Here is a 19994-nt window from a genome sequence, read left to right on the forward strand (position 1 = left end):
GCAGCACGAGGAGCAACGTGAGCGGCAAGGGCGCACCCGAACTGTCCGTGAAGAACTGTGGCGACCTCCGGGTGGCCGTCGTCGCGGCCCAGTGGCACACCCAGGTCATGGACGGCCTGGTGAACGGCGCGCTGCGCGCGCTGACCGAGCTGGGCATCGACGAGCCGACCCTGCTGCGCGTCCCGGGCAGCTTCGAGCTCCCGGTCGTCGCCAAGGTCCTCGCGGGCCGCGGGTACGACGCCGTGGTCGCGCTCGGCGTGGTCATCCGCGGTGGCACCCCGCACTTCGAGTACGTCTGCCAGGGCGTCACCCAGGGCCTGACCCAGGTCTCCATCGACACCGGTGTGCCCATCGGCTTCGGCGTGCTGACCTGCGACGACGAGCAGCAGGCCCTGGACCGCGCGGGCCTTGAGGGCTCCCACGAGGACAAGGGCCACGAGGCGGTCACCGCCGCCGTCGCCACCGCCGCCACGCTCCGTTCAGTATCCGAACCCTGGCGCTGAGCCGGGGCGGGCGACCGCTAGGGTGGGTATCACCATGTCCAAGAAGACGTTCGAGGAGCTCTTCGCCGAGCTCCAGCAGAAGGCCGCCACCGGCGACCCCGCCACCTCCCGCACCGCCGAGCTGGTCCAGTCCGGCGTCCATGCGATCGGCAAGAAGGTCGTCGAAGAGGCCGCCGAGGTGTGGATGGCCGCGGAGTACGAATCCCACGACGCCGCCGCCGAGGAGATCTCCCAGCTCCTCTACCACCTCCAGGTGATGATGGTCGCCAAGGGCATCAGCCTTGACGACGTCTACGCCCACCTCTGATCCGCATCACCCACCGCTCACCCATCTCCTCGTACAAAGGAAGCTCTCTCATGCTGCGCATCGCCGTCCCCAACAAGGGTTCACTGTCCGAGCCTGCGTCGGCGATGCTCCATGAGGCCGGCTACCGGCAGCGCAAGGACCGCAGGGAGCTGGTCCTGGTCGACGCCGACAACGAGGTCGAGTTCTTCTTCCTGCGCCCCCGCGACATCGCCGTCTACGTGGGCTCCGGCAAGCTCGACATCGGCATCACCGGCCGTGACCTGCTGCTGGACTCCGGCTCGGACGCCGAGGAGATCATGCAGCTCGGCTTCGCCGGGTCGACGTTCCGCTACGCGACCCTGCCGGGTACCGCCAAGGACGTCAGCGAGTTCGGCGGGATGACCATCGCGTCCTCCTTCTCCGGGCTGGTCAAGCAGCACCTCGCCGACAACGGTGTGGACGCCTCGGTCGTCCACCTCGACGGCGCGGTGGAGACCGCCATCCAGCTGGGCGTCGCCCAGATCATCGCGGATGTGGTCGAGACCGGCACGACGCTGCGCAACGCGGGCCTGGAGATCATCGGCGAGCCGATCCTCAAGTCCGAGGCGGTCGTGATCCGCCGCAAGGGCGCCCCCGCCGACGACCCGAAGGTGCAGCAGTTCCTCCGCCGCATGCAGGGCGTCCTGGTGGCCCGCCGGTACGTGATGATGGACTACGACATCCGCGTCGACCAGGTCGAGAAGGCCGTGGCCCTCACCCCGGGCCTGGAGTCCCCGACCGTCTCCCCGCTGCACCACGAAGGCTGGGTCGCGGTCCGCTCGATGGTCCCCTCCAAGGACGCCCAGCGCATCATGGACGAGCTCTACGACCTCGGCGCCCGCGCGATCCTGACGACTGGCATCCACGCCTGCCGCCTCTGACCCCGTACGGCCGGGCCGTACGTACCTTTGCGTACGGTCCGCGCCGCCACCCTCCGCCACGGAAGACGACGACGTGTCCGCGCCTCTGCCCGACCTCCCGGTGACCTTCCGGCCCGCCCGCACCCGTGCCGTCCTGTACGTCGTCGGCATCGCCCAGCTGGTGGCCCTCACGGTCGTCGCGTTCCTGCTGCCGGCGCTCAGCGGCGGCGAGCGGATCAGCTTCGTGTTCACCGGGCTGCTCGTACTGGCCGTCCTGCTGCTGCTCGCGCGGCCCAAGGTCGTCGCCACCGTGCGCGGCGTGACCGTCGTCAACCTCACGACCAAGCGCGAGCTGGCCTGGGCCGAAGTCGTGCGGGTGAACCTCCGCGTCGGCGACTCCTGGGTCCACCTCGACCTCGCCGACGGCACCAGCCTGCCCGCCATGGGCATCCAGCCCGGCATCGCCAAGGAACAGGCCGTCCAGGACGCCCGTGCCCTGCGGGCACTGGCCGAGGCACACGGCTCCGGCGGCCACGACCGCTGACCGGACGGGGCCCGTCCCGTCCGTCCGCACGGTCCGGCCGGGCCGCGCGGTGCGGCGTACCGCACGTCCGTCGGCTCTCCCCGTGCCACGCCCGGCCTGATTACTCTGTAGCCCGGGGCCGCGCCGTGCGTGCCCCGCCCCCTTCGCGGGGGACCCTGCGACCCGAGGAGTGACTCCTTCCAGCAATGGACGGATCGTCCTGTAGTACCTGCGCCGCCCCTCCCGGACGCCGCCCGCACCCCGCGGCCGTCCCGTGCACGATGGAGGCGGCGGCATGACAGTTCCTCTGCTGCTGCTCGCCGCGGCCTTTGTGCTGATCCTGGCGAACGGCTTCTTCGTGGCCGCGGAGTTCGGCCTCGTCACCGTGGAGAAGGCGGCCGCCGAGCGGGCCGCCGAGGCCGGTGACCGCCGTGCCCGTACGGTCGTCACCGCGCTGCGCGAGCTCTCCTTCCAGCTCTCCGGCACCCAGCTGGGCATCACGATCACCTCGCTGGTGGTCGGCATGCTCGCCGAGCCCGCCCTCGCCGACCTGCTCGGCGGGCCGCTGGCGGCCACCGGCCTGCCGGCCGGCGCGGTGCCCGGCATCGCCGTGGTCATCGGCATGCTGCTGGCCTCCGCCGTTCAGATGGTGATCGGCGAGCTGGTCCCCAAGAACTGGGCGGTCTCCAAGCCGCTCACCGTGGCCCGCTTCGTCGCGGGCCCGCAGAACGCCTTCTCGCGCTTCTTCCGCCCGGTGATCTCGCTGCTCAACACCGTGGCCAACCGCCTCGTACGGTCCCTCGGCGTCGAGCCCACCGACGAGCTGGCCTCAGCGCGCACCCCCGGCGAACTGGTCTCGCTGGCCCGGCACTCCGCGCAGGCCGGCGCCATCGAGCAGGACACCGCCGACCTGTTCGTGCGCACCCTCGCGCTCGGCGAGCTGACCGCGGAGAACGTGATGACCCCGCGGGTACGGGTCTCCGCGCTGCAGTCCTCCGCGACCGCCGAGGACGTCCTGAACCTCACCCGCGCCACCGGCCTCTCCCGCTTCCCCGTCTACCACACCCGGATCGACGAGGTCGTGGGCATGGTCCACCTCAAGGACGCGCTCGCCGTCCCCGCGGACGAACGGCTGCGCACCCCCGTCGGCCGGATAGCGGTCGCCCCGCTGCTGGTCCCGGAGTCGCTGCCCGTCCAGCCGCTGCTGGAGCGGCTCCGCAGCGAGCAGCCGATAGCCGTGGTCGTCGACGAGTACGGCGGCACGGCCGGCGTGGTGACCCTGGAGGACATCGTCGAGGAGCTGGTCGGCGAGGTCCGCGACGAGCACGACCACGCGGACCTGCCGGAACTGGTGCTCGCGCCCGCCGAGGACGGCCACCCCGCCTGGGACGCCGACGGCGGCTGCCGCGTCGACACGCTCCGCCGCATCGGCCTGAGCGCGCCGGACGGCCCGTACGAGACCGTGGCCGGACTGGTCGCCCATGTACTCGGCCGGATCCCCGCCCCCGGGGACACCGCCGAACTGGACGGCTGGCGGCTGCGGGTGCGGCTGGTCGACCACCACCGTGCCGACCGGGTGCGCCTGATACGGACCGGGGCGCCGCAGGGCGCCGTCGCCGAGCGGGCCGGCGAGACGGCAGGTGTCCGATGAGCGCACTGCAGCTGTTCTTCGCCGCCCTCCTCGTGCTCGCCAACGGCTTCTTCGTCGGCGCTGAGTTCGCGCTGGTCTCCGTGCGCCGCAGCCAGATCGAGCCGCTCGCCTCCGAGGGCTCGAAGCGGGCGAAGCGGGTGCTGTACGGGCTGGAGAACCTCCCGCAGATGATGGCCGCCGCGCAGTTCGGCATCACCGTCTGCTCGCTGACGCTGGGCGCGGTCGCCGAGCCGACCGTGGCCCGGCTGCTGGAGCCGCTCTTCCACGCCGTGCACCTCCCCGAAGCGCTGATCCACCCACTGGGTTACGCCATCGCGCTGGCCCTCGTGGTCTTCCTGCACCTGGTCATCGGCGAGATGGTGCCGAAGAACCTCGCGATGGCCGCGCCGGAGAAGACCGCCCTGTGGTTCAGCCCGGGGCTCGTCGTCTTCGCCCGGATGTGCCGCCCGGTCACCGCCCTGCTGGGCGCCTGCGCCCGCGGCATCCTGCGGCTCTTCCGCGTGGAGCCCAAGGACGAGGTCGAGGCGGTGTTCACCACCGAGCAGCTCACCCACCTCGTGGCGGACGCGGGCCAGGCCGGGCTGCTGGACCCGGGGGAGCAGGAGCGCCTCTCCGACGCCCTGGAGCTGGGCCGCCGCCCGGTCACCGACGTACTGATCGACCGCGCGGCCCTGGTCACCGTCGACCCGTCCGTCACGCCTCGGCAGGTCGAGGAGCTGACCGTGAAGACGGGCTTCTCACGCTTCCCGGTGTCCGCGCCGGGCGGTGCGTACATGGGCTACCTGCACGTCAAGGACGTACTGGACCTGGAGGAGCGGGACCGTGCCGTGCCGCAGCGGATCTGGCACCCGATGACCACGCTGCGCGCCGAACTCCCGCTGGACGACGCGCTCACGGCGATGCGCCGGGCCGCCTCGCACCTCGCGGCGGTCTCCGACGGCGCGGGCCGGGTGCTCGGCCTGGTCGCGCTGGAGGACGTACTGGAGAAGCTGGTCGGTGAGGTACGCGATCCCGCCCACCGCGGCGAGATCGCACCGGCGCGCATCGCCGAGCCGCGCGGGGCCGGGGATCTCCAGCCGGGGGACCGGGCGCTGGCGGGCTGATCCCCTGTAGGAGCGGGCGGGGCGGCCCGGGCCTGCGGCTTTACGGCCCCGGGTCCGGCGCCGGTCCCCGCCCCGACAGCACCTCGCCGTACGCCTGCATCAGGTCCGGCAGCCGCAGCGTGGCCAGGTCCTCGCGGGACGGCGTGCCCGACCACGTCGACAGCCGCAGATCGCGGTAGGCGCAGCTCTTCTCGTACAGCGTGCGCAGGAAGCGGCCGTTGCCCAGCTCGTCGATCCAGCCCTGGTCCACGACGTGCCCGGCGATGCTGCGCAGCTCGTCCAGCGATTCCTCGTCCCAGTGGTCGCCGTTGTCGGCCGCCAGTACCTCGCCGATGGCCGTCAGCTCCAGCGGGCGGTAACTGGGGAAGTCCACGCGGGTGGTGAAGCGCGAGGAGAGGCCGGGATTCGCGGCCAGCAGCCGGTCCATGCCCTCCGGATACCCGGCGAGGATCACCACCAGCCGGTCGCGGTTGTCCTCCGCGCGCTTGAGCAGCACCTGCAGCGCCTCGTCGCCGTACGCGTCGCCCTTGGTGTAGCCGGAGTTGGAGAGGGAGTACGCCTCGTCGACGAAGAGCACGCCGCCCAGCGCCGAGTCGATCAGCTCGTTCGCCTTCACCGCCGTCTGGCCGAGGAACTCGCCCACCAGATCGGCCCGTTGGGCCTCCACGAGATGGTCGCCGCCCAGCAGCCCCAGCGCGTAGAAGACCCGGCCGAGTATCCGTGCCACGGTCGTCTTGCCCGTCCCCGAGGGGCCCGAGAAGACGAAGTGCCGTTTCGGCGGCTGTACGGGAAGGCCCTGTCCGGCGCGCAGCCGTGCCATCCGCAGCTGTGCCGAGAGCGCCCGGACCTGCCGCTTCACCGGCTCCAGCCCCACCATCCGCTCGAGCTCCTGGAGCGCCTGCTCCAGCAGGACGGGGTCGGCGGGCCCGGTCGGCAGCTGGTCGGTGCCGCGCTGTTCCGGCACGCGCGGGGCGCGGGCGGGGCCCGCGGCGCCGGCGGACTGCGATCCGAGCAGGTCCCCGTCGGGGCCCTCCGGATCGGCGGTGGCCAGCAACTCCCGGCCGTCCACCGGGTCCAGCGGCGCCAGCGGGTCCAGATCGCCGCCGTTCTCCTGCCCGAGCCCGGCCGGCACCGCGGCCAGGTCCGCGCCCTCCTCCAGGCCGTCGCACTCGGCGATGGCCGCGAGCCGGGCCGCGGTGTCCATGAAGGCCGGATCCACGCGGTGAACGGCTCGATACAGCGGGAGGGCCGCGGCGCTGCGGCCCGTGCCCTCGTGCGCCCGCGCCAGCCAGTACCGCAGTTCCTTGCGCTGCGGCTGCTCGCTGCGGCAGCGCATCAGGGCGGCCGACAGCAGCGGTTCGGCCTGTCCGTACATCTCCAGCCGGACCCGCGCCATGCCGCCGAACAGTCCCGCCTCGATGCCCAGCAGCGGGTCGTCGATCAGCGGCTCGGTGTGCCGTACGAGCTGCTCCCAGTCCTTGACCAGGTAGGCGCGGCAGGCGTGCAGGAAACGCACCTGCGGGTCGGCGTCGACCGGCGGGCAGCCGGCCAGCGCCTGGTCCAGCTCGGCGACGTGCCGGCCGTCCAGCCAGTGCGAGGCGTGCGCGAGCAGCAGGTCGCGGCCGGACTCCAGCACCGGCTGCACCCACCAGCCCAGCCAGTACCAGGAGTTCAGGGTGCGGCGGTGGCGGGCGCGCTGCTCGCCGAAGCGGTCGCGGTGCCGGTACATCCGCAGCAGCGCCGTGGTGGTGTCGGCGCGCAGCGCGTGCAGCCCGAGCCAGGCGTCCGCCATCGAGGGGTCGATCCGCACCGCGGCCCGGAACTCCTCCTCGGCCTGCGCGTACGCGCCCATGGTGTACGCGTCGACCGCGCGCAGCCAGGCGAGTTCGGCCGGGGCCGCCGTGCCCTGCGCGCCACAATCCATCCTGTCCCCCACAAATGATCCCCCGCGCCGTGCCCGCATCGTACCTGCGGTCGCGAGGCGGCCGAAGAGGGGCGCAGGGGGGAAGCGGGGACTCGGCGGCGCGAAGGGGCCGGTGACCGAGGGTGAGGGGGATGCGGCGCGAAGCGCGGAAAATTGCGAGTTGAGGGCAGAACGAAGCCCCCGATCACGGGGGAACAACCGGGGGCTTCGCGACTGCGGGCGGTCCGTCAGAACCGCACATTGAGAACGTAAGTCCTGTACGGCCCCCAGGTCAAGCCGAGTTGAGGCACTCGGCGGGAGCCCGTCGGCCGTCCTCGGTGCACCGGCCGCCGTCCGTCACCGAGCGTGAAGGAATGGGGGAGTCAACGCGCGTCCACCGGTCCCTTGTGCCACGTGTACCCCACCTGTCCCTGTGTCACCAGAAAGTCCGCGTACGGCCGGGACGGATCCGCCGCGAAGTGCGCGCGCTCCGCCGGAATCCAGCCATCCCAGAAGGTCGCGAGACCCGGCCCGTCCCGCCGCCGCCCGCGTGCCCAGGCGGTTTCGCCGGGCAGTTCCATCCACAGCAGGCACGCCAGATACGGGCGGAGTGCGGCGCGGCCCGCTCCGACGCCTTCCAGAAGCACGACCGGAGCGGGCGCCAGCGTGCGCTCCCGCGTGAAGCTCCGGCGCACCCAGTCGTACACGCCGTACCGCGCGCTCCTCCCCTCGGAGAGCGGCCCGATCACCTGTTCCCGCAGCCGGTCGGTCCACGCGAAGAGCTCGTCGTGCGTCGCGAGGTCGTCGAGGTGGAGTACGGGGGCGGCGGGCCCGGTGTCATCGAAGGGGCCGCCGCCCGTCGCGGGCTCGCCGGCCGTCGGGGTCGTCCCGCCGCCCAGCGCCGCCGCCAGCCGCCCCGCGAACGTGCTCTTGCCCGACCCCGCGTGCCCGTCCACCGCGATCAGCCGCACCGGTCCGCACGACGGCGGCAGCCCGCGCAGACGCGCGGCGAGCGCGGCCAGGTCCTGATCCATGGCGCCTTCCATCACGCCAGCGTACGACAGTGGTCCACACCAATAATTCGGCGTGCGACGCGCGTCGAACCGCTGGCCGAATGGCGTCCCGTGCGGAGATAGTTGAGCCACGACTGCCGTGACGCTCATCCCGCACCCGACTGGGGGACATGAAGCCCATGACCAGATACGCGCCCCGCCGCACCGTGCTGGCTGCCGCCCTCGCCGTCGCCGCCGGCGCCGCGACCCCCCTGCCCGCGTACGCCGCGAGCCGCTCCGGGACCCCTGACCCGGACGACTCCACGGCCGGCCACCCCGCCGCCGCCTCGCTCGTGGACTACCGCGGCTGGACCTCCACCGCCGACTGGCTCGCGGGCTCGGGGCACGGCACCCGCATCGAGCCCAGCACGCGCCCCGGAGTGCAGATCGCGGTCCCGATCGGCACCATCGACTACCGCGACCCGCACCTCAACAAGACCTCCACCTGGGAGTACGCGACCTGGACCTCGCCCGTCCACCAGCTGAAGGTCCCCGCGACGGAGCTCATCGCGTCCTGGAACGCGCACACCCCGGCCGGCACCTGGATCGCCATCGAGCTGCGCGGCATGTACTCCGACAAATCCCGCACGCCCTGGTACGTCATGGGCCGCTGGGCCGCGGGCGACAACGACATCCGCCGTACGTCCGTCGACGACCAGACCGACAACAAGAGCACGGTCTACACCGACACGCTCTCCGTCGACAGCCCGGCGTCCGGCCTGCGCATCGTCTCGTACGAGCTCCGCCTCACCCTGTACCGCAAGCCCGGTACGGACCTCACCCCCACGGTGTGGCGGGTGGGCGCCATGGGCTCCGACATCCCCGACCGCTTCACGGTCCCGGCCTCCAAGCCGGGCATCGCCAGGGGCCGGGAGCTCGCGGTGCCGCGCTACTCCCAGGAGATCCACAAGGGCCAGTACCCCGAGTACGACAACGGGGGAGAGGCGTGGTGCAGCCCCACCTCCTCCCAGATGATCATCGAGTCCTGGGGCCGCAAGCCCACCCCCGAGGACCTGGCCTGGGTCAACCCCGCCTACTCCGACCCCCAGGTCTGCCACGCGGCCCGCTACACGTTCGACTACCAGTACGAAGGCTGCGGCAACTGGCCCTTCAACGCCGCCTATGCCGCGACGTACCACGACCTCCAGGGCGTCGTGACGCGCCTGAACTCCCTCACCGACGTCGAGAAGCTCATCCACGTCGGCATCCCCGTCATCACCTCCCAGTCCTTCATCGCCTCGGAACTGGACGGCGCGGGCTACGGCACCTCGGGCCACCTGATGACGGTCATCGGCTTCACCCAGTCCGGCGACATCATCGCCAACGAGCCCAACTCCCCCACCAACGTCGCCGTCCGCCACGTCTACAACCGCCGCCAGTGGGAAGTGATCTGGCTCCGCACCAAGCGCAAGGACGCCAGCGGCGCCGTGAAGTCGGGGACCGGCGGCGTGTGTTACCTCTACTTCCCCGCCAAGCCCACCCCGACCCAGCGCCGCGTGCTGAGTGAGCTGGGGATCTGTCCGTAGGCGGGCCGGCAGTCAGTCATTGGATCCAGCCTCCGCAGGGCAGCGGCCGGCGTCGGGCGGGTGACCGCCGGGCGCCGGCCGTTATCGTTTTCGTGGCCTGGGAGGGCAGCGACTCGTTGGTGATGGCGGCCGCCGCCTCGGCATCGTGCGCGGCCACGGCCTCGACCAGCCGCTCCCGGTAGCGCCACAGCGACTCGTCGCCGCCGGGTGTGTCGAGGCCGGCCCGGGCGCTCACCACGCCTCGGCGTCCTCCGCGGATCGGGGTGCGGACTCCGCTCGGCCGCGGAGTCTCATGGCCAGGAGGGGCAGGAGGAGAACGGAGAGCATCGCGGCGCCGACCATCGCGGCGGCCCGGTCCGTTCCCAGTACCTTCTGGTCCACTCCGATGGTGGTGATCGCGACGACGAGCGGCAGGCACGTCGAGGCGAACAGCGACAGGGCGGTCCGGTCCCGGCGGCCGAGGTCGCGGGGCGCGAGGGCGTGGACCGGTCCACCGCGGACGAGCAGGAAGAGCAGCAGGAAGACCGGCACCAGGAGCAGGGCGCCCAGGTCGCTCAGCAGCGCGTGCAGGTCGAACTCGATGCCGGTGACCACGTAGAACAGCGGTACCAGGAAGCCGAATCCCATGGCCTCCACTTTGCCGAGCACCTCCGCGCTGCTCCCCGGGGCGGCGCCGTGCAGCACGAGACGGGTGAGGACACCGGCGGCGAAGGCGCCGAGCAGGACGTCGAGGCCGAACACCGCGGCGAGCCCCAGCATGCAGGCGAGCAGCAGCATGACGAACCGGACGGCGAACTGACCGCTGCTGTGCAGGGTCCGCTCGACCAGCCGGGAGAACCAGGGCGGCCGCGGACGCAGCGCCCAGAAGACGGCGGCGGCCGTGATCGCCCCGAACGCCGCGAGCAGGGCCGCGGACTCGCCCGGCCGGCGCCCGCTGAGCAGCAGCGCCACGGCGACCACCGGACCGAACTCACCCACCGCGCCGAACGCCGACATCACGGTGCCGAAGCGGCCCCGCAGCTCCCCGCGGTCGCGCAGGATCGGCAGGACCGTGCCGAGGGCCGTACTGGTCAGCGCGGTGCCGATGACGAAGCTCTGGAAGACCTCCCCGCCGCTGATCAGGAGGGCGAGCCCGATGCCGGCGGCGAGGGAGACCAGCCAGGCCCCCATGGCGCGGCGCAGGGTGTCGCCGCGGACCGCGGCGAAATCGATCTCGTACCCGGCGAGGAAGATCAGCATCGCCAGTCCGAGATCGGAGAGGGTGTCGATGACCTGGTCGGAGTGGGCCCAGCCGAGGACGTCCGGGCCGATGAGGATGCCGAGGGCGATCTCGAAGATGACCAGGGGAACGCGGACCCGGCGGGCCGCGCCGTGGGCGAGGAGCGGGGCCAGCACGGCGGCGGCCATGATGAGGACGAGGGTTTCCGGATGCTTCATGAGCCGCTGCCGCGTCGCCGCGCTACGGGGTGACGATGGCGAAATCGGGGTCCGGGGCGGCGAGATGGCCGAGCAGCTCGGTCACCTTGCCCAGGTCGCCGGTCACCTCGACGTCCGTCCGCGCGGTCAGTTCGGCGGGGCCGGTGACGCCCAGGAGTACGGCGCGCAGGGTGGCCTCGTCGAGGGTGATGCCGACGTCCGGCTCGGCCGCGGCGGGACCGCGGCCGGTGACATGGGTGAGGACACCGTTGCGCAGCCGGAGCGTGAGGGGCGGGCCGTCCGTGAGGTTCCAGCGCACGGTGATGTCCGCGTCCCAGCTGCGCGGCCCGTCCACGCGGATGGCGAGGGCGTCGCAGAGCTGAGGGAGGGTGAGGGCGCCGAGGAGGTCGGGGGACGAGGACGTAGTGGGTGTGCCGATCGGGCCCTCGCGCAGCTCCAGCGCGCCGGTGAGGTAGAAGTTGCGCCAGGTGCCGTTCTCGCTGCCGTATCCGAGCTGCTCCAGGGCGTCGGCCTGCAGGGCGCGGGCCGCCGCGTTGTCGGGCTCCGCGAACACCACGTGGTTGACGACCTGGGCCACCCAGCGGAAGTCGCCCGCCTCGTACGACCGGCGGGCCCGGCGCAGCACCTCCTCGGCGCCGCCCATGAACTCCACGTACCGGCGGGCCGCCTCGACCGGTGGGTGCTCCCACAGATGCGCCGGGTTGCCGTCGAACCAGCCCAGGTACCGCTGGTAGACGGCCTTGGTGTTGTGGCTGACGGAGCCGTAGTAGCCGTGGGTGTGCCAGGCCCGCTCCAGCGCCGGCGGCAGCTCGATCCGCTCGGCGATCTCCAGCGGTGTCAGCCCCTGGTTGAGCATGCGCAGCGTCTGGTCGTGGAGGTAGGCGTACAGGTCGCGCTGGACCGACAGGAACGTCAGCGCGCGTTCGCGGCCCCAGACGGGCCAGTGGTGGGAGGCGAAGGCGACGTCGGAGGAGTCGGCGAAGAGCTCGATGGCCTCGGTGAGGTACTGGGCCCAGACGCGCGGGTCACGGACCTGCGCGCCGCGCAGGGTGAGCAGATTGTGCAGGTTGTGGGTGGCGTTCTCCGCCATGCACAGCGCCGCGTGGTCCGGGAAGTGGATGTTGAGCTCTGCCGGGGCCTCGGTGCCGGGGGTGAGCTGGAAGACCATCCGGATGCCGTCGACGGTCTCCGTCTGCCCGGTGCGGGTGATGTCCAGGGTCGGCGGAATCAGGCCGACCGAGCCGGTCGAGGTGGTCTGGCCGAGCCCCGCGCCGATCTGTCCGCGTGCCCCCTTCGGCAGCGCGGCGCCGTACATGTAGGCCGCGCGGCGGGCCATGGCGGTACCGGCGTAGACGTTCTCGCTGACGGCGTGGGCGAGGAACCCCTGGGGCGCGATCACCGGGAGCCCCGCCGCGACCTCCTCGTCGCTCACGACGCCGTGCACACCGCCGAAGTGGTCGATGTGGCTGTGGGTGTACAGGACGCCCGTGACGGGCCGGTCTCCCCGGTGGCTCCGGTACAGGGCGAGGGCCGCGGCCGCGGTCTCGGCCGAGATCAGCGGGTCGATGACGAAGACGCCCCGCTCGCCCTCCACCAGCGTCATGTTCGACAGGTCGAAGCCGCGTACTTGGTAGATGCCCTCGACCACCTCGAACAGCCCGTGGTCCGAGACCAGCCGGCTCTGCCGCCACAGGCTCGGGTGGGCCGTGTCCGGGCAGTCCTGGCCGAGGAACCCGTACGCACCCAGATCCCACACCGAGCGGCCGTCCGCGCCACTGATCACGCTCTCCCGCGCCGTGCCCATGAAGCCGCGGCGCGCGTCTTCCAGGTCCTGGGTGTCGTCGAAGGGGAAGCGCTGCCGGACCGCCTGGTTTGCCCGTGCGATGACCGGCTCCGCGGGCTTGGGCTCCGTGTTCCGCACCATCCGGTCGTTCCGCGACGTCTGGTCGTTCCGCAGCATCTCGTCTCCCTCGAAGGCGGCCCGTACCACTCTCACCCGGGTGTTGCTTCCGGACTACCGGGTGTACACCGTCCGAGGGAAGTACGGCACCGGCCGGACATCCCACTGATCACCTCGCCGGTCATCGCACCGGTCATCTCACACCAGCGGTCCTCACCGGCTGGCCACGGAGACCTGTGCCGGTCCATGCTCGGGCCGTGACAATGCCGCAACGCACGCGTCTCCCGTACGGCGGCGGAGGGTGGGGTCGCGTCCGGGGTGTCCGCCGGCACGGGGTGGCACTGCTCCTGGTCGCCGCCGGAGCGCTGCTGGGGTGGGTGCTGCCGCGCTGGGAGGGGCACCTGCCGGTCGGGGGGCTTCGCTTCGACGCCTCCACGGCACAGGCGACACTCGCGGCGATCGCCGGCAGCATGATCACGCTTGCCGGCTTCGTCGTCACGGCCATCACCCTCGTCGTCCAGACCGTTCAGGCGATGTCGCCCCGGCTCGTCGCCGCCCTCGGCCACTTCAGCCGTTACCTCGTCCTGTTCGGTCTGCTGGTGGGCACCGCCCTGTACGCGCTGGTGGCACTGAGCCACGTCCGCGGGCCCGACGTGCCCCGGCTCAGCGTGACGGTCGCCGTCGGTCTCGTCCTCGTCGACGCCGTCGCCGTCCTCCACCTGCTGGCCTCGCTCCGCCACGCGGTCACCGGCGGCGGGCTGGCCCGCGCCATCGGAGCCCGGCTGCGCACCGTCATCGACCAGATGTATCCCGCTGCCGCACCACCGGCCGCGCCCGAGGACACCGGACGGTCGCACCGCGGCGAAACGGTCCCCCTCGTGTACCGGGGCCGGCCCGCGACCCTCTTCTCGGTCGACGAATCCGCCCTGACCCGCCTCGCCGCCCGGCACGACGTCCGCGTCCACTTCCTGTATTCCGTCGGCGACTTCATCAGGTCGGACACGACGGTCGCCCGGCTGCGGGTCCAGGGCCCGGTCACCGATCGGCACCGCAGGCTGGCCCGACGTGCCGCCAGGCATGTCCGCTACGGCCCCAGCCGCGGCGTGGAACAGGACGCGGCCTACGGCGTCCGCCTGCTGGCCGACATCTCCGTCAGAGCGCTGTCGCCCGCCGTCAACGACCCCACCACGGCGGCGCAGGCACTCGACCAGATCGAGGACGTGCTCCTGCGGCTGGCGGACCGCCCGCTCGGCCCCGCCTGGCTGCTCGACGGGACCGGCCGGCCGCGGGTCTCCTGCCCGGGCCCGCAGTGGCCGGACCTGGTCTCCCTGGCGCTCGACGAAACGCTCCTCTACGGCTCCGGCAACCCGCTCGTCGTCCGGCGTCTGCACGGTCTGCTCCACCGGCTGCACGTCGCCACGGCCGAGGACCGGAAGGCGACCGTCACCGAACGGCGGCAGGCGCTGGAGCGCCTGGCCGCCGCAGCACTGCCCGACCCACTGCTGAACCGCGTGGCGACCCGGCCGGAGCGGCACGGCCCCGGATGACCATCCCCCGTGGGTGGACCGGGCCAGTTCCCGGGCGGCCTCCCTCGATTCCGCCGCGGGGGCGGAGCCGGGGAGCGGACGGCCCGCGGATTCTGCCGCGAACCAGCAGGGGCCCTCGGATTCCTCCGGACCACCGCCGCCGAGCTGCTCCCGGCCGGGCACCCGTAGCTGCTTCGGCTACCTGCTTCAGCCCTGGGGCTTTCGCAGGCCGAGGCGCTTCTGTACCTCGTTGTTCTCCGACGCCGCCCAGGAACACACCTTGTTGAAGCCGCCGACGCTGTGCTCCCGGGCCGCGTTCAGCAGCCAGAACGCCTGGCGGAGCTGGGCGTCCCGCTCGTGGGGGAGCGGCCGCGAGATCGGATTCGGGTCGTGCAGATACTTCGCGGCCAGCGTGATGGCCCGCCCGCGCTCGAACTTCGTCACGATGGATTCGTTGCCGTGCGCTTCCTGCAGCACGCGGCAGGCGTCGAAGCAGTCGTAGGCCCGCCGGGCATGGCCCGCCGCCTCGCGCGCGGTGGCGGAGCCCGCTTCCGGCTCGCTGCCGTGCGTCTCCTGATGACCGGCGATCAGGTCGTCGGCGCGGTGGAGATAGAGCTTCCCGAGCCCGCTCAGCAGCTTCACGCTGGTGAACTCCGTCAGCAGCAGCTCACCGAGCAGCTCGGAGGCGAACTGCCCCAGGTCCTCACCGCCGACGAGCGCCGCGGCCGCACCGGAAGCGGCCGCACCCGACGCCGCCGCACCGGACGCCGACCGGCCCTCCTGCCCGCTGTTCTGGTGGGGCACCGCCGCACCCTGCCGGTCACCGGCCGGGCCGGTGCGCTCGATGAGCTCGCCGTGGCCGCCGAACAGCTCGCTGAGCCGGTGCTGTTCCGACGATCCCGCGCCGTCCTTGACGGTGATGCGGACCCGGGCGCCGAGCCGGTCGGAGTCGCGGTACCGGCCGTACCGGCGGCGGTCCAGGAAGCGTCCGACCGTACCCGCGTAGTCGCCGCCGACGACGGCCTCGAAGGCTTCGTCGACGGGCTCCCAGCGCACCGGCCGGCCCAGCCGGATCGCGACCCGCTCCCGCAGCACCATGGCCAGCCCGCCGCGGACGTTGGGGCTGAACACGGCGTCGAGGTGGTCCTGCGCGGCGAGCAGCCGGTCCTGCCCGTCGCGCCGGTGGGCGACGGGCGCGTACTCCAGGTCGGCGAGGAGCGCCTCGGCGGCGGACAGGTGCGCGCCCCGCCGGATCTCGCCGTTCGGCGCGGTCCGGGCGAGGTACTCGTACAGTTCGACCGCCCGGTCGTAGTTCCACACGTAACGGTGCAGGGCGGCCTCGGCGGCGATCAGCCGGGCGTCGCCGGGCCAGCGGGCCGCGGCGTCGCGGTAGATCGCGAACAGCGGCTCGTTGTCGACCTGCGGGGTCTTGGTCACGGGGCGCGGACCGAGGCCGTCCTTCCAGTCCTGCTTGGCCTGCTTGAAGTCCAGGACGCCCGTCCAGCGGCGGTACTCGCGCTCCAGCCGGGACTCCAGCGCGCACAGTTCGATCGAGGGGCCGTACCGGTGGTGGTGCGCCTTCAGCTTCTGCCGGCGCTCGCGGTGGAGGGCGTCGATGGGCACCCGCTGCCGACGGGCCTTGAGCTGGAGGAAGTCCTCGCCGGGCACCCGCTTCTGGGCGGCGCCCCGCAGACTGCCCTCCTCCGCCCAGTCGGAGTCGAGGCAGGTGAGGTCGAGCACGGCATGGGCGTGCGAGTGGCTGTCCTGCTGGGCCAGCCAGCCGCGTACCTCCTTCACACAGGCCCGCCGGCGCTTCGCCGCGGCGTCGCCGGCCGCGCCGGTGCGCGGAGTCATCCGCCGGATGTCGAGCACCTGCCGGAGCCAGACCGAGTACGAGAACGTGCTCGGGGCGAGCTCCACCGCGGCGTGGGCGCACTCCGCCGCCCGCTCCAGCCGGGAGCGCGCCACGCCGATCCGGTCGTTCTCCCGGAGCGTGTAGGAGTGGAAGCCGTACGCCTGGGCCAGGGCGCTGAGGACCTTCGCGGCCTCCTTGCCGTCCGCGGGCGGCGTGCCGTCGGACTCCGCGCGCCGCGCCTCCGGCAGCCGTTCCAGCAGGTCCACGGCCTCCTTGGCGCCGTTCTGCCGCAGCGCGGCATCGACGCAGCGGACGTAGAGCTTCCGCAGGAAGCGCGCCGCGGGGACGCAGACGCCCGGCGGCCACGACGACCGGTCGCCCCAGCACTCCTCCAGGGCGTCCATGACCAGCGACCGGGCCTCGGCCAGCTCCTCGTCGGTCCGGCTCTGCTGGATGACCAGCAGCGTCGCGTCGAACAGCCGCGAGGTCCACAGCGACAGCGGCTCGCCCTCCGCGTGCGCGAGCCGCAGACCGGCGGCGACGCTGCGCGCGCCGTCCAGCAGCACCCGGCGGCTCTCCCCGGTGTCGCTCAGGAGGCGGCCGCGCACCCGGGCGATACGGCTGCTGAGCTGGAGCCGCGCGGAGACGCTGCGGGGCGCGTCGTCCTGCGGGAGCAGGTCCGTCACCAGGCCGCCGACCTGGTCGACGAGCGCCTCCGCCTCCTCCAGCCGGTCCGCGTCGATCAGCGCGTCGGCCGTGTTGAGCAGCCAGGACACCGCCAGGGTGATGCGCCCGGCCTGTCCGGGGCCGCGCCGGTGCGCCCCGAGCAGCAGTACGTCGACCGCGGCCAGCCGGACGTCGAGGAGCCGTGCCCGCAGGCGGAGCCGGTTGCCGGTGAACGCCAGCGACGCGTCCGCCGAGCGCAGCAGGGTGTGCGGTACCTGCTCGGCGTCGCAGCCGGCGAGGGCCGCGGAGACCTCCTCGGCGGCGGTGATGAACCGTACGCGCGTCCGCTCGGCCGGGCCCTCGGCACGGGCGGCGAGGGTCAGCGACGCCACGGCGTGGTACAGGCGGTAGAGCGCCGCCAGCGACGTGACGCCCTCCTCGGCTTCCGTCGGCCGCTCCGCCGGAAGCGGCTCGGGCCCGGTCACGACCGGCTCGTCCGCTTCGGCCGGGGGCGCCAGCGGCTCGTCCGACGTCGGGCGGTAGCTGGCGTCGCCGGAGGGCGCCAGGACGAGCGGGCGGATGGCCTCGTGCAGCGCCGGCAGCCGCCGGTCGCCCTCGTCCTCGATCCAGCCGAGCGCCGAGCGCAGCCGGATCCGGTACACCGCGTCCGCCTCGTCGTCCTTCGGCGCACCGGCCGTGAACAGCGGGAGCGCGGCCGCGGCCAGGCGCCGGTCCAGCTCGGGGAGGTCCAGCTCCTCGGGGACGACGGTCTGGAGGAGCGCGGGTTTGACGAGCGGCCGGCCGGGCGGGTTCTCCTCGGCGCGGCTCAGCACCGCGGACAGCACATTGCGCAGCGCCTGTTCGCTGGCCTGCCCCAGCAGGAGCGCTCCCGTGTCGGTCCGGGAGAGGACGCGCGCGTCCACCAGCCGGTCCAGGGTGTCGCGCGGAAAGCCGACGGCCGGGTCCTCCAGTACCTGCGCGGAGAGCGGCAGTTGGTCGGCGAGGGCCCAGACCGCGAGGACCGCGAACGGCTCCGGACCGGCGGGCGCGCCGGGCTCCGCGGCGAGGCAGCAGCCGAGCTCCCGCAGGGTCCTGATCATGCTGGGGGTGGTGCCCTCGACCAGGGCCGCGGCCACGGCCGCCGGATCGGGCGCGCCCGTACCGCGGTCCGCGCGGCGGAGGTACCCCTTCGCGCTCTGGTTCAGCACGCCGGGGAGGCGCAGCCGGCGGTCCTGGACGCAGCGCAGGACGTCCGTGCCGTCGACCGTCACGCGCTCGTGGGCCATGAGGGCGGTGAGCAGGTCGGCCGCCTCCTCCTGCCCCAGCTCCGCCAGCAGGACGGGGATCTGGTGGTCGAGCTGTTCCTCGCTGTGCACCGGTTCGTCGAGCTCCACGCGGGAGATGACGATGTTGGCCGTGTCCCGGAAGTACGGATGCGCGAGCAGTTCGTCGAGCTCGGCGCTGATGCGGTGGGAGTCGTACCCGAGGCGCCCGCAGTCGACGACGAGCAGCAGGGTGCGTCCCCGCGCGTGCTCACGGAGCCGCTCGATGACCAGGTCACGGCGGGAGTCGCCGTCGGCCTCGGCGTGCTGGGCGACGTCCTGGAGGCCGACCTCCAGCGCGGAGGCCAGCGCCTCCATGACCGGGGACTCGGCGCTGGCGTTGATGATCGTCAGCTCCAGCAGCAGCCAGGGCTGCTCCGCCGGCTCGGCCTCCTTCACCCCGGGGGTGGCCAGCAGCTGCCGGACGAACGCGGACTTGCCGGCGTAGCGCGGCCCGTAGACCGGGAGGACCGTGCGCTGCCGGAAACGGCCGAGCGCCGCCGCCAGCTCCGCGTCGCGCCCGGTGAAGAGGGAATCGAGGACCGGCCAGGCGGAGAAGCCGTACGGGAGTGCCTGTGGGCCGCCGGCCGGCCGGGGGGAGGAGACCGGGGGAAAGGCGTACGGAGTGGGGGCCGGTCTGACGTGTTTCCGGTTGCACAGCCAGGGGCGGTTCGCCCAGGCAGCCGGGGCGTGCTGCGGAAGGAGCGCGGTGCCGTCCACGCCCGGCGTACGGCTGATGATGTCGCTCACGGCCTCGAAGACCCACTGCACGGAGAGGCTGGGCCGGGTCTCCTGGACGCCCTCGAACGATTCGAGCAGCGCCCCGGTGAAGAAGGTGGTCTCGCGGTCGGAGTCGGCGCGGGCGAACTCCTCCTCCGCGCACGCGGTGATGACGTGCCAGCCGTTCTCGTCGGCGATCGTCGACGCCTCCGCCGGCATGGCCTTGATGGCACCGCCGGAGAAACAGCAGTCGAGGATGAGCAGCTTGCGTCTGGCGTGCAGCTCTTCCTGCTCGGCCACCGCCCGGAAGATGTCGGCGACCGACACCATGGAGTCCTGCGGGGAGAGCGGGTTTCCGGCGTCGTGCGGCGCGAGGTAGAGCATGCCGGACCTGTCGTCCTGCTGCGCGTGCCCCACGAAGTAGAGGACGAACAGGCCGTCCGGGTCGGACGTCCGGTAGATCTTGCCGATCGTCGACAGCATCCGGCGGCGCGTCAGATTCAGGTGCTGGTACAGCGTTTCGACGCCCCACAGCTCAGGGTCCTCGAACGCCTCCGCGAGCTTGTCCAGGTTGGCCGCGGCGGCGGGCACGGGCGCCAGCTGGGTGCCCGGATACTCGGTACCGCCGATCAGCAGGACGGTGGAGCGGGACGGATCGACCCGCTCCACGTCCGGGTTCGGCGGGACGCTCACTGCAGTTCCTTGAGAGCCGCAGCTACGTCCTTCGCCTTCCCCTCAAAGACGATCTCGGTACGGCGCGTACCGTCGGGGAGGTCGGTCCGGGTGGCGTGGACCTTGAGGTCCGCGCGCTTCGGCTGCCCGAGGCGCTGCGACACGTACTCGTACATGGCCTGGAGGAAGACGGGGAGCAGCACGTTCTCCCCCAGGAACTGGAGTACCTCGACGGCGCCGAGCGCGCCCTGCTCCGGCTCGCTGACGGTGCGCACCGTCCGGACGCCCCGCGCCCGCAGCTTGTTCTTCACCGCGCGCTCGAGACTTCCGAGCTCGTCCGCCCGGCCGCCCTCGATGGTCACCACGATGTCCATATGTCCCCCCGAAAACCCGTGCCCGACGGACACCAGCCGTCAAGGGAACCTACTTTAACGCCGGTTCAGCGAAAAG

The 19994-nt window shown here is 72.7% G+C and carries 15 protein-coding genes; 8 read left to right on the forward strand and 7 right to left on the reverse strand.

Annotated features, from left to right (window positions below; genetic code table 11):
• Positions 1 to 17 precede the first annotated feature (17 nt).
• From ribH to ACIGXO_RS21005, 6 genes are all read left to right on the forward strand, one after another.
• Complete coding sequence (ribH, locus tag ACIGXO_RS20980) at positions 18 to 503, forward strand: 6,7-dimethyl-8-ribityllumazine synthase (RefSeq protein ID WP_399788775.1); 486 nt, start codon at positions 18 to 20, stop codon at positions 501 to 503.
• A 34-nt stretch (positions 504 to 537) separates the two neighbouring features.
• Positions 538 to 810: a phosphoribosyl-ATP diphosphatase gene (locus tag ACIGXO_RS20985; RefSeq protein WP_030251465.1), complete on the forward strand. Its 273-nt coding sequence runs from the start codon at positions 538 to 540 to the stop codon at positions 808 to 810.
• A gap of 50 nt (positions 811 to 860) precedes the next feature.
• The gene (gene hisG / locus ACIGXO_RS20990; protein WP_399788779.1) at positions 861 to 1709 is read left to right on the forward strand and encodes an ATP phosphoribosyltransferase; all 849 of its coding nucleotides are present in this window, start codon (positions 861 to 863) and stop codon (positions 1707 to 1709) included.
• A gap of 73 nt (positions 1710 to 1782) precedes the next feature.
• Positions 1783 to 2232 (forward strand): PH domain-containing protein, encoded by a 450-nt coding sequence (locus ACIGXO_RS20995; protein ID WP_399788781.1) that lies wholly within the window; start codon positions 1783 to 1785, stop codon positions 2230 to 2232.
• A 274-nt stretch (positions 2233 to 2506) separates the two neighbouring features.
• Positions 2507 to 3862: a hemolysin family protein gene (locus tag ACIGXO_RS21000; RefSeq protein ID WP_399788784.1), complete on the forward strand. Its 1356-nt coding sequence runs from the start codon at positions 2507 to 2509 to the stop codon at positions 3860 to 3862.
• Positions 3859 to 4965 carry a hemolysin family protein gene (locus tag ACIGXO_RS21005; protein ID WP_399788788.1) on the forward strand — a complete coding sequence of 369 codons (1107 nt, stop codon included), beginning with the start codon at positions 3859 to 3861 and terminating at the stop codon, positions 4963 to 4965. Before ACIGXO_RS21000 ends, ACIGXO_RS21005 begins: the two co-directional genes overlap by 4 nt.
• A 40-nt stretch (positions 4966 to 5005) precedes the next feature.
• On the opposite strand, the gene ACIGXO_RS21010 is transcribed toward ACIGXO_RS21005, so the two are convergent.
• Both ACIGXO_RS21010 and ACIGXO_RS21015 read right to left on the reverse strand, forming a co-directional pair.
• Positions 5006 to 6889 (reverse strand): AAA family ATPase, encoded by a 1884-nt coding sequence (locus ACIGXO_RS21010; RefSeq protein WP_399788791.1) that lies wholly within the window; start codon positions 6887 to 6889, stop codon positions 5006 to 5008.
• Positions 6890 to 7251: 362 nt separating this feature from the next.
• Complete coding sequence (locus ACIGXO_RS21015) at positions 7252 to 7914, reverse strand: uridine kinase (RefSeq protein WP_399788794.1); 663 nt, start codon at positions 7912 to 7914, stop codon at positions 7252 to 7254.
• 146 nt (positions 7915 to 8060) lie between these two features.
• On the opposite strand from ACIGXO_RS21015, the gene ACIGXO_RS21020 reads away from it, so the two are divergent.
• Positions 8061 to 9446 carry a peptidase C39 family protein gene (locus ACIGXO_RS21020; protein ID WP_399788797.1) on the forward strand — a complete coding sequence of 462 codons (1386 nt, stop codon included), beginning with the start codon at positions 8061 to 8063 and terminating at the stop codon, positions 9444 to 9446.
• A 16-nt stretch (positions 9447 to 9462) separates the two neighbouring features.
• Here the strand turns inward: ACIGXO_RS21020 and ACIGXO_RS21025 are convergent, their stop codons facing one another.
• Genes ACIGXO_RS21025 through ACIGXO_RS21035 form a run of 3 tightly spaced genes read right to left on the reverse strand, consistent with a single transcriptional unit; the run spans position 9463 to position 12843 of the window.
• Positions 9463 to 9684, reverse strand: coding sequence for a hypothetical protein (locus ACIGXO_RS21025; protein WP_399788800.1), 222 nt, complete (start codon positions 9682 to 9684; stop codon positions 9463 to 9465).
• On the reverse strand, positions 9678 to 10883 hold the full coding sequence (locus ACIGXO_RS21030; RefSeq protein WP_399788803.1) for a cation:proton antiporter: 1206 nt from the start codon (positions 10881 to 10883) through the stop codon (positions 9678 to 9680). Before ACIGXO_RS21030 ends, ACIGXO_RS21025 begins: the two co-directional genes overlap by 7 nt.
• 22 nt (positions 10884 to 10905) lie before the next feature.
• Positions 10906 to 12843 carry an alkyl/aryl-sulfatase gene (locus ACIGXO_RS21035; RefSeq protein ID WP_399788806.1) on the reverse strand — a complete coding sequence of 646 codons (1938 nt, stop codon included), beginning with the start codon at positions 12841 to 12843 and terminating at the stop codon, positions 10906 to 10908.
• A 275-nt stretch (positions 12844 to 13118) separates the two neighbouring features.
• On the opposite strand from ACIGXO_RS21035, the gene ACIGXO_RS21040 reads away from it, so the two are divergent.
• Positions 13119 to 14330, forward strand: a complete 1212-nt coding sequence (locus tag ACIGXO_RS21040; RefSeq protein ID WP_399788808.1) for a DUF2254 family protein — start codon at positions 13119 to 13121, stop codon at positions 14328 to 14330.
• 186 nt (positions 14331 to 14516) lie between these two features.
• On the opposite strand, the gene ACIGXO_RS21045 is transcribed toward ACIGXO_RS21040, so the two are convergent.
• Together ACIGXO_RS21045 and ACIGXO_RS21050 are read right to left on the reverse strand one after the other, a co-directional pair.
• Positions 14517 to 19565: a caspase domain-containing protein gene (locus ACIGXO_RS21045; RefSeq protein ID WP_399788810.1), complete on the reverse strand. Its 5049-nt coding sequence runs from the start codon at positions 19563 to 19565 to the stop codon at positions 14517 to 14519.
• Positions 19562 to 19918, reverse strand: a complete 357-nt coding sequence (locus ACIGXO_RS21050) for a hypothetical protein (protein ID WP_399788812.1) — start codon at positions 19916 to 19918, stop codon at positions 19562 to 19564. The genes ACIGXO_RS21045 and ACIGXO_RS21050 overlap by 4 nt, the downstream gene beginning before the upstream one ends.
• Positions 19919 to 19994 lie beyond the last annotated feature (76 nt).

Source organism: Streptomyces sp. NPDC053542, from assembly GCF_044544685.1.
Lineage (GTDB): Bacteria > Actinomycetota > Actinomycetes > Streptomycetales > Streptomycetaceae > Streptomyces.

Excerpts from the sequence above, each read along its gene's own strand:
- ACIGXO_RS21000 (WP_399788784.1), top strand. The coding sequence starts at position 2,507 with ATGACAGTTCCTCTGCTGCTGCTCGCCGCGGCCTTTGTGCTGATCCTG.
- ACIGXO_RS21015 (WP_399788794.1), bottom strand. The coding sequence starts at position 7,914 with ATGGAAGGCGCCATGGATCAGGACCTGGCCGCGCTCGCCGCGCGTCTG.
- ACIGXO_RS21020 (WP_399788797.1), top strand. The coding sequence starts at position 8,061 with ATGACCAGATACGCGCCCCGCCGCACCGTGCTGGCTGCCGCCCTCGCC.
- hisG (WP_399788779.1), top strand. The coding sequence starts at position 861 with ATGCTGCGCATCGCCGTCCCCAACAAGGGTTCACTGTCCGAGCCTGCG.
- ACIGXO_RS21005 (WP_399788788.1), top strand. The coding sequence starts at position 3,859 with ATGAGCGCACTGCAGCTGTTCTTCGCCGCCCTCCTCGTGCTCGCCAAC.
- ACIGXO_RS20985 (WP_030251465.1), top strand. The coding sequence starts at position 538 with ATGTCCAAGAAGACGTTCGAGGAGCTCTTCGCCGAGCTCCAGCAGAAG.
- ACIGXO_RS21035 (WP_399788806.1), bottom strand. The coding sequence starts at position 12,843 with ATGCTGCGGAACGACCAGACGTCGCGGAACGACCGGATGGTGCGGAAC.
- ACIGXO_RS21010 (WP_399788791.1), bottom strand. The coding sequence starts at position 6,889 with ATGGATTGTGGCGCGCAGGGCACGGCGGCCCCGGCCGAACTCGCCTGG.
- ACIGXO_RS21030 (WP_399788803.1), bottom strand. The coding sequence starts at position 10,883 with ATGAAGCATCCGGAAACCCTCGTCCTCATCATGGCCGCCGCCGTGCTG.
- ACIGXO_RS21050 (WP_399788812.1), bottom strand. The coding sequence starts at position 19,918 with ATGGACATCGTGGTGACCATCGAGGGCGGCCGGGCGGACGAGCTCGGA.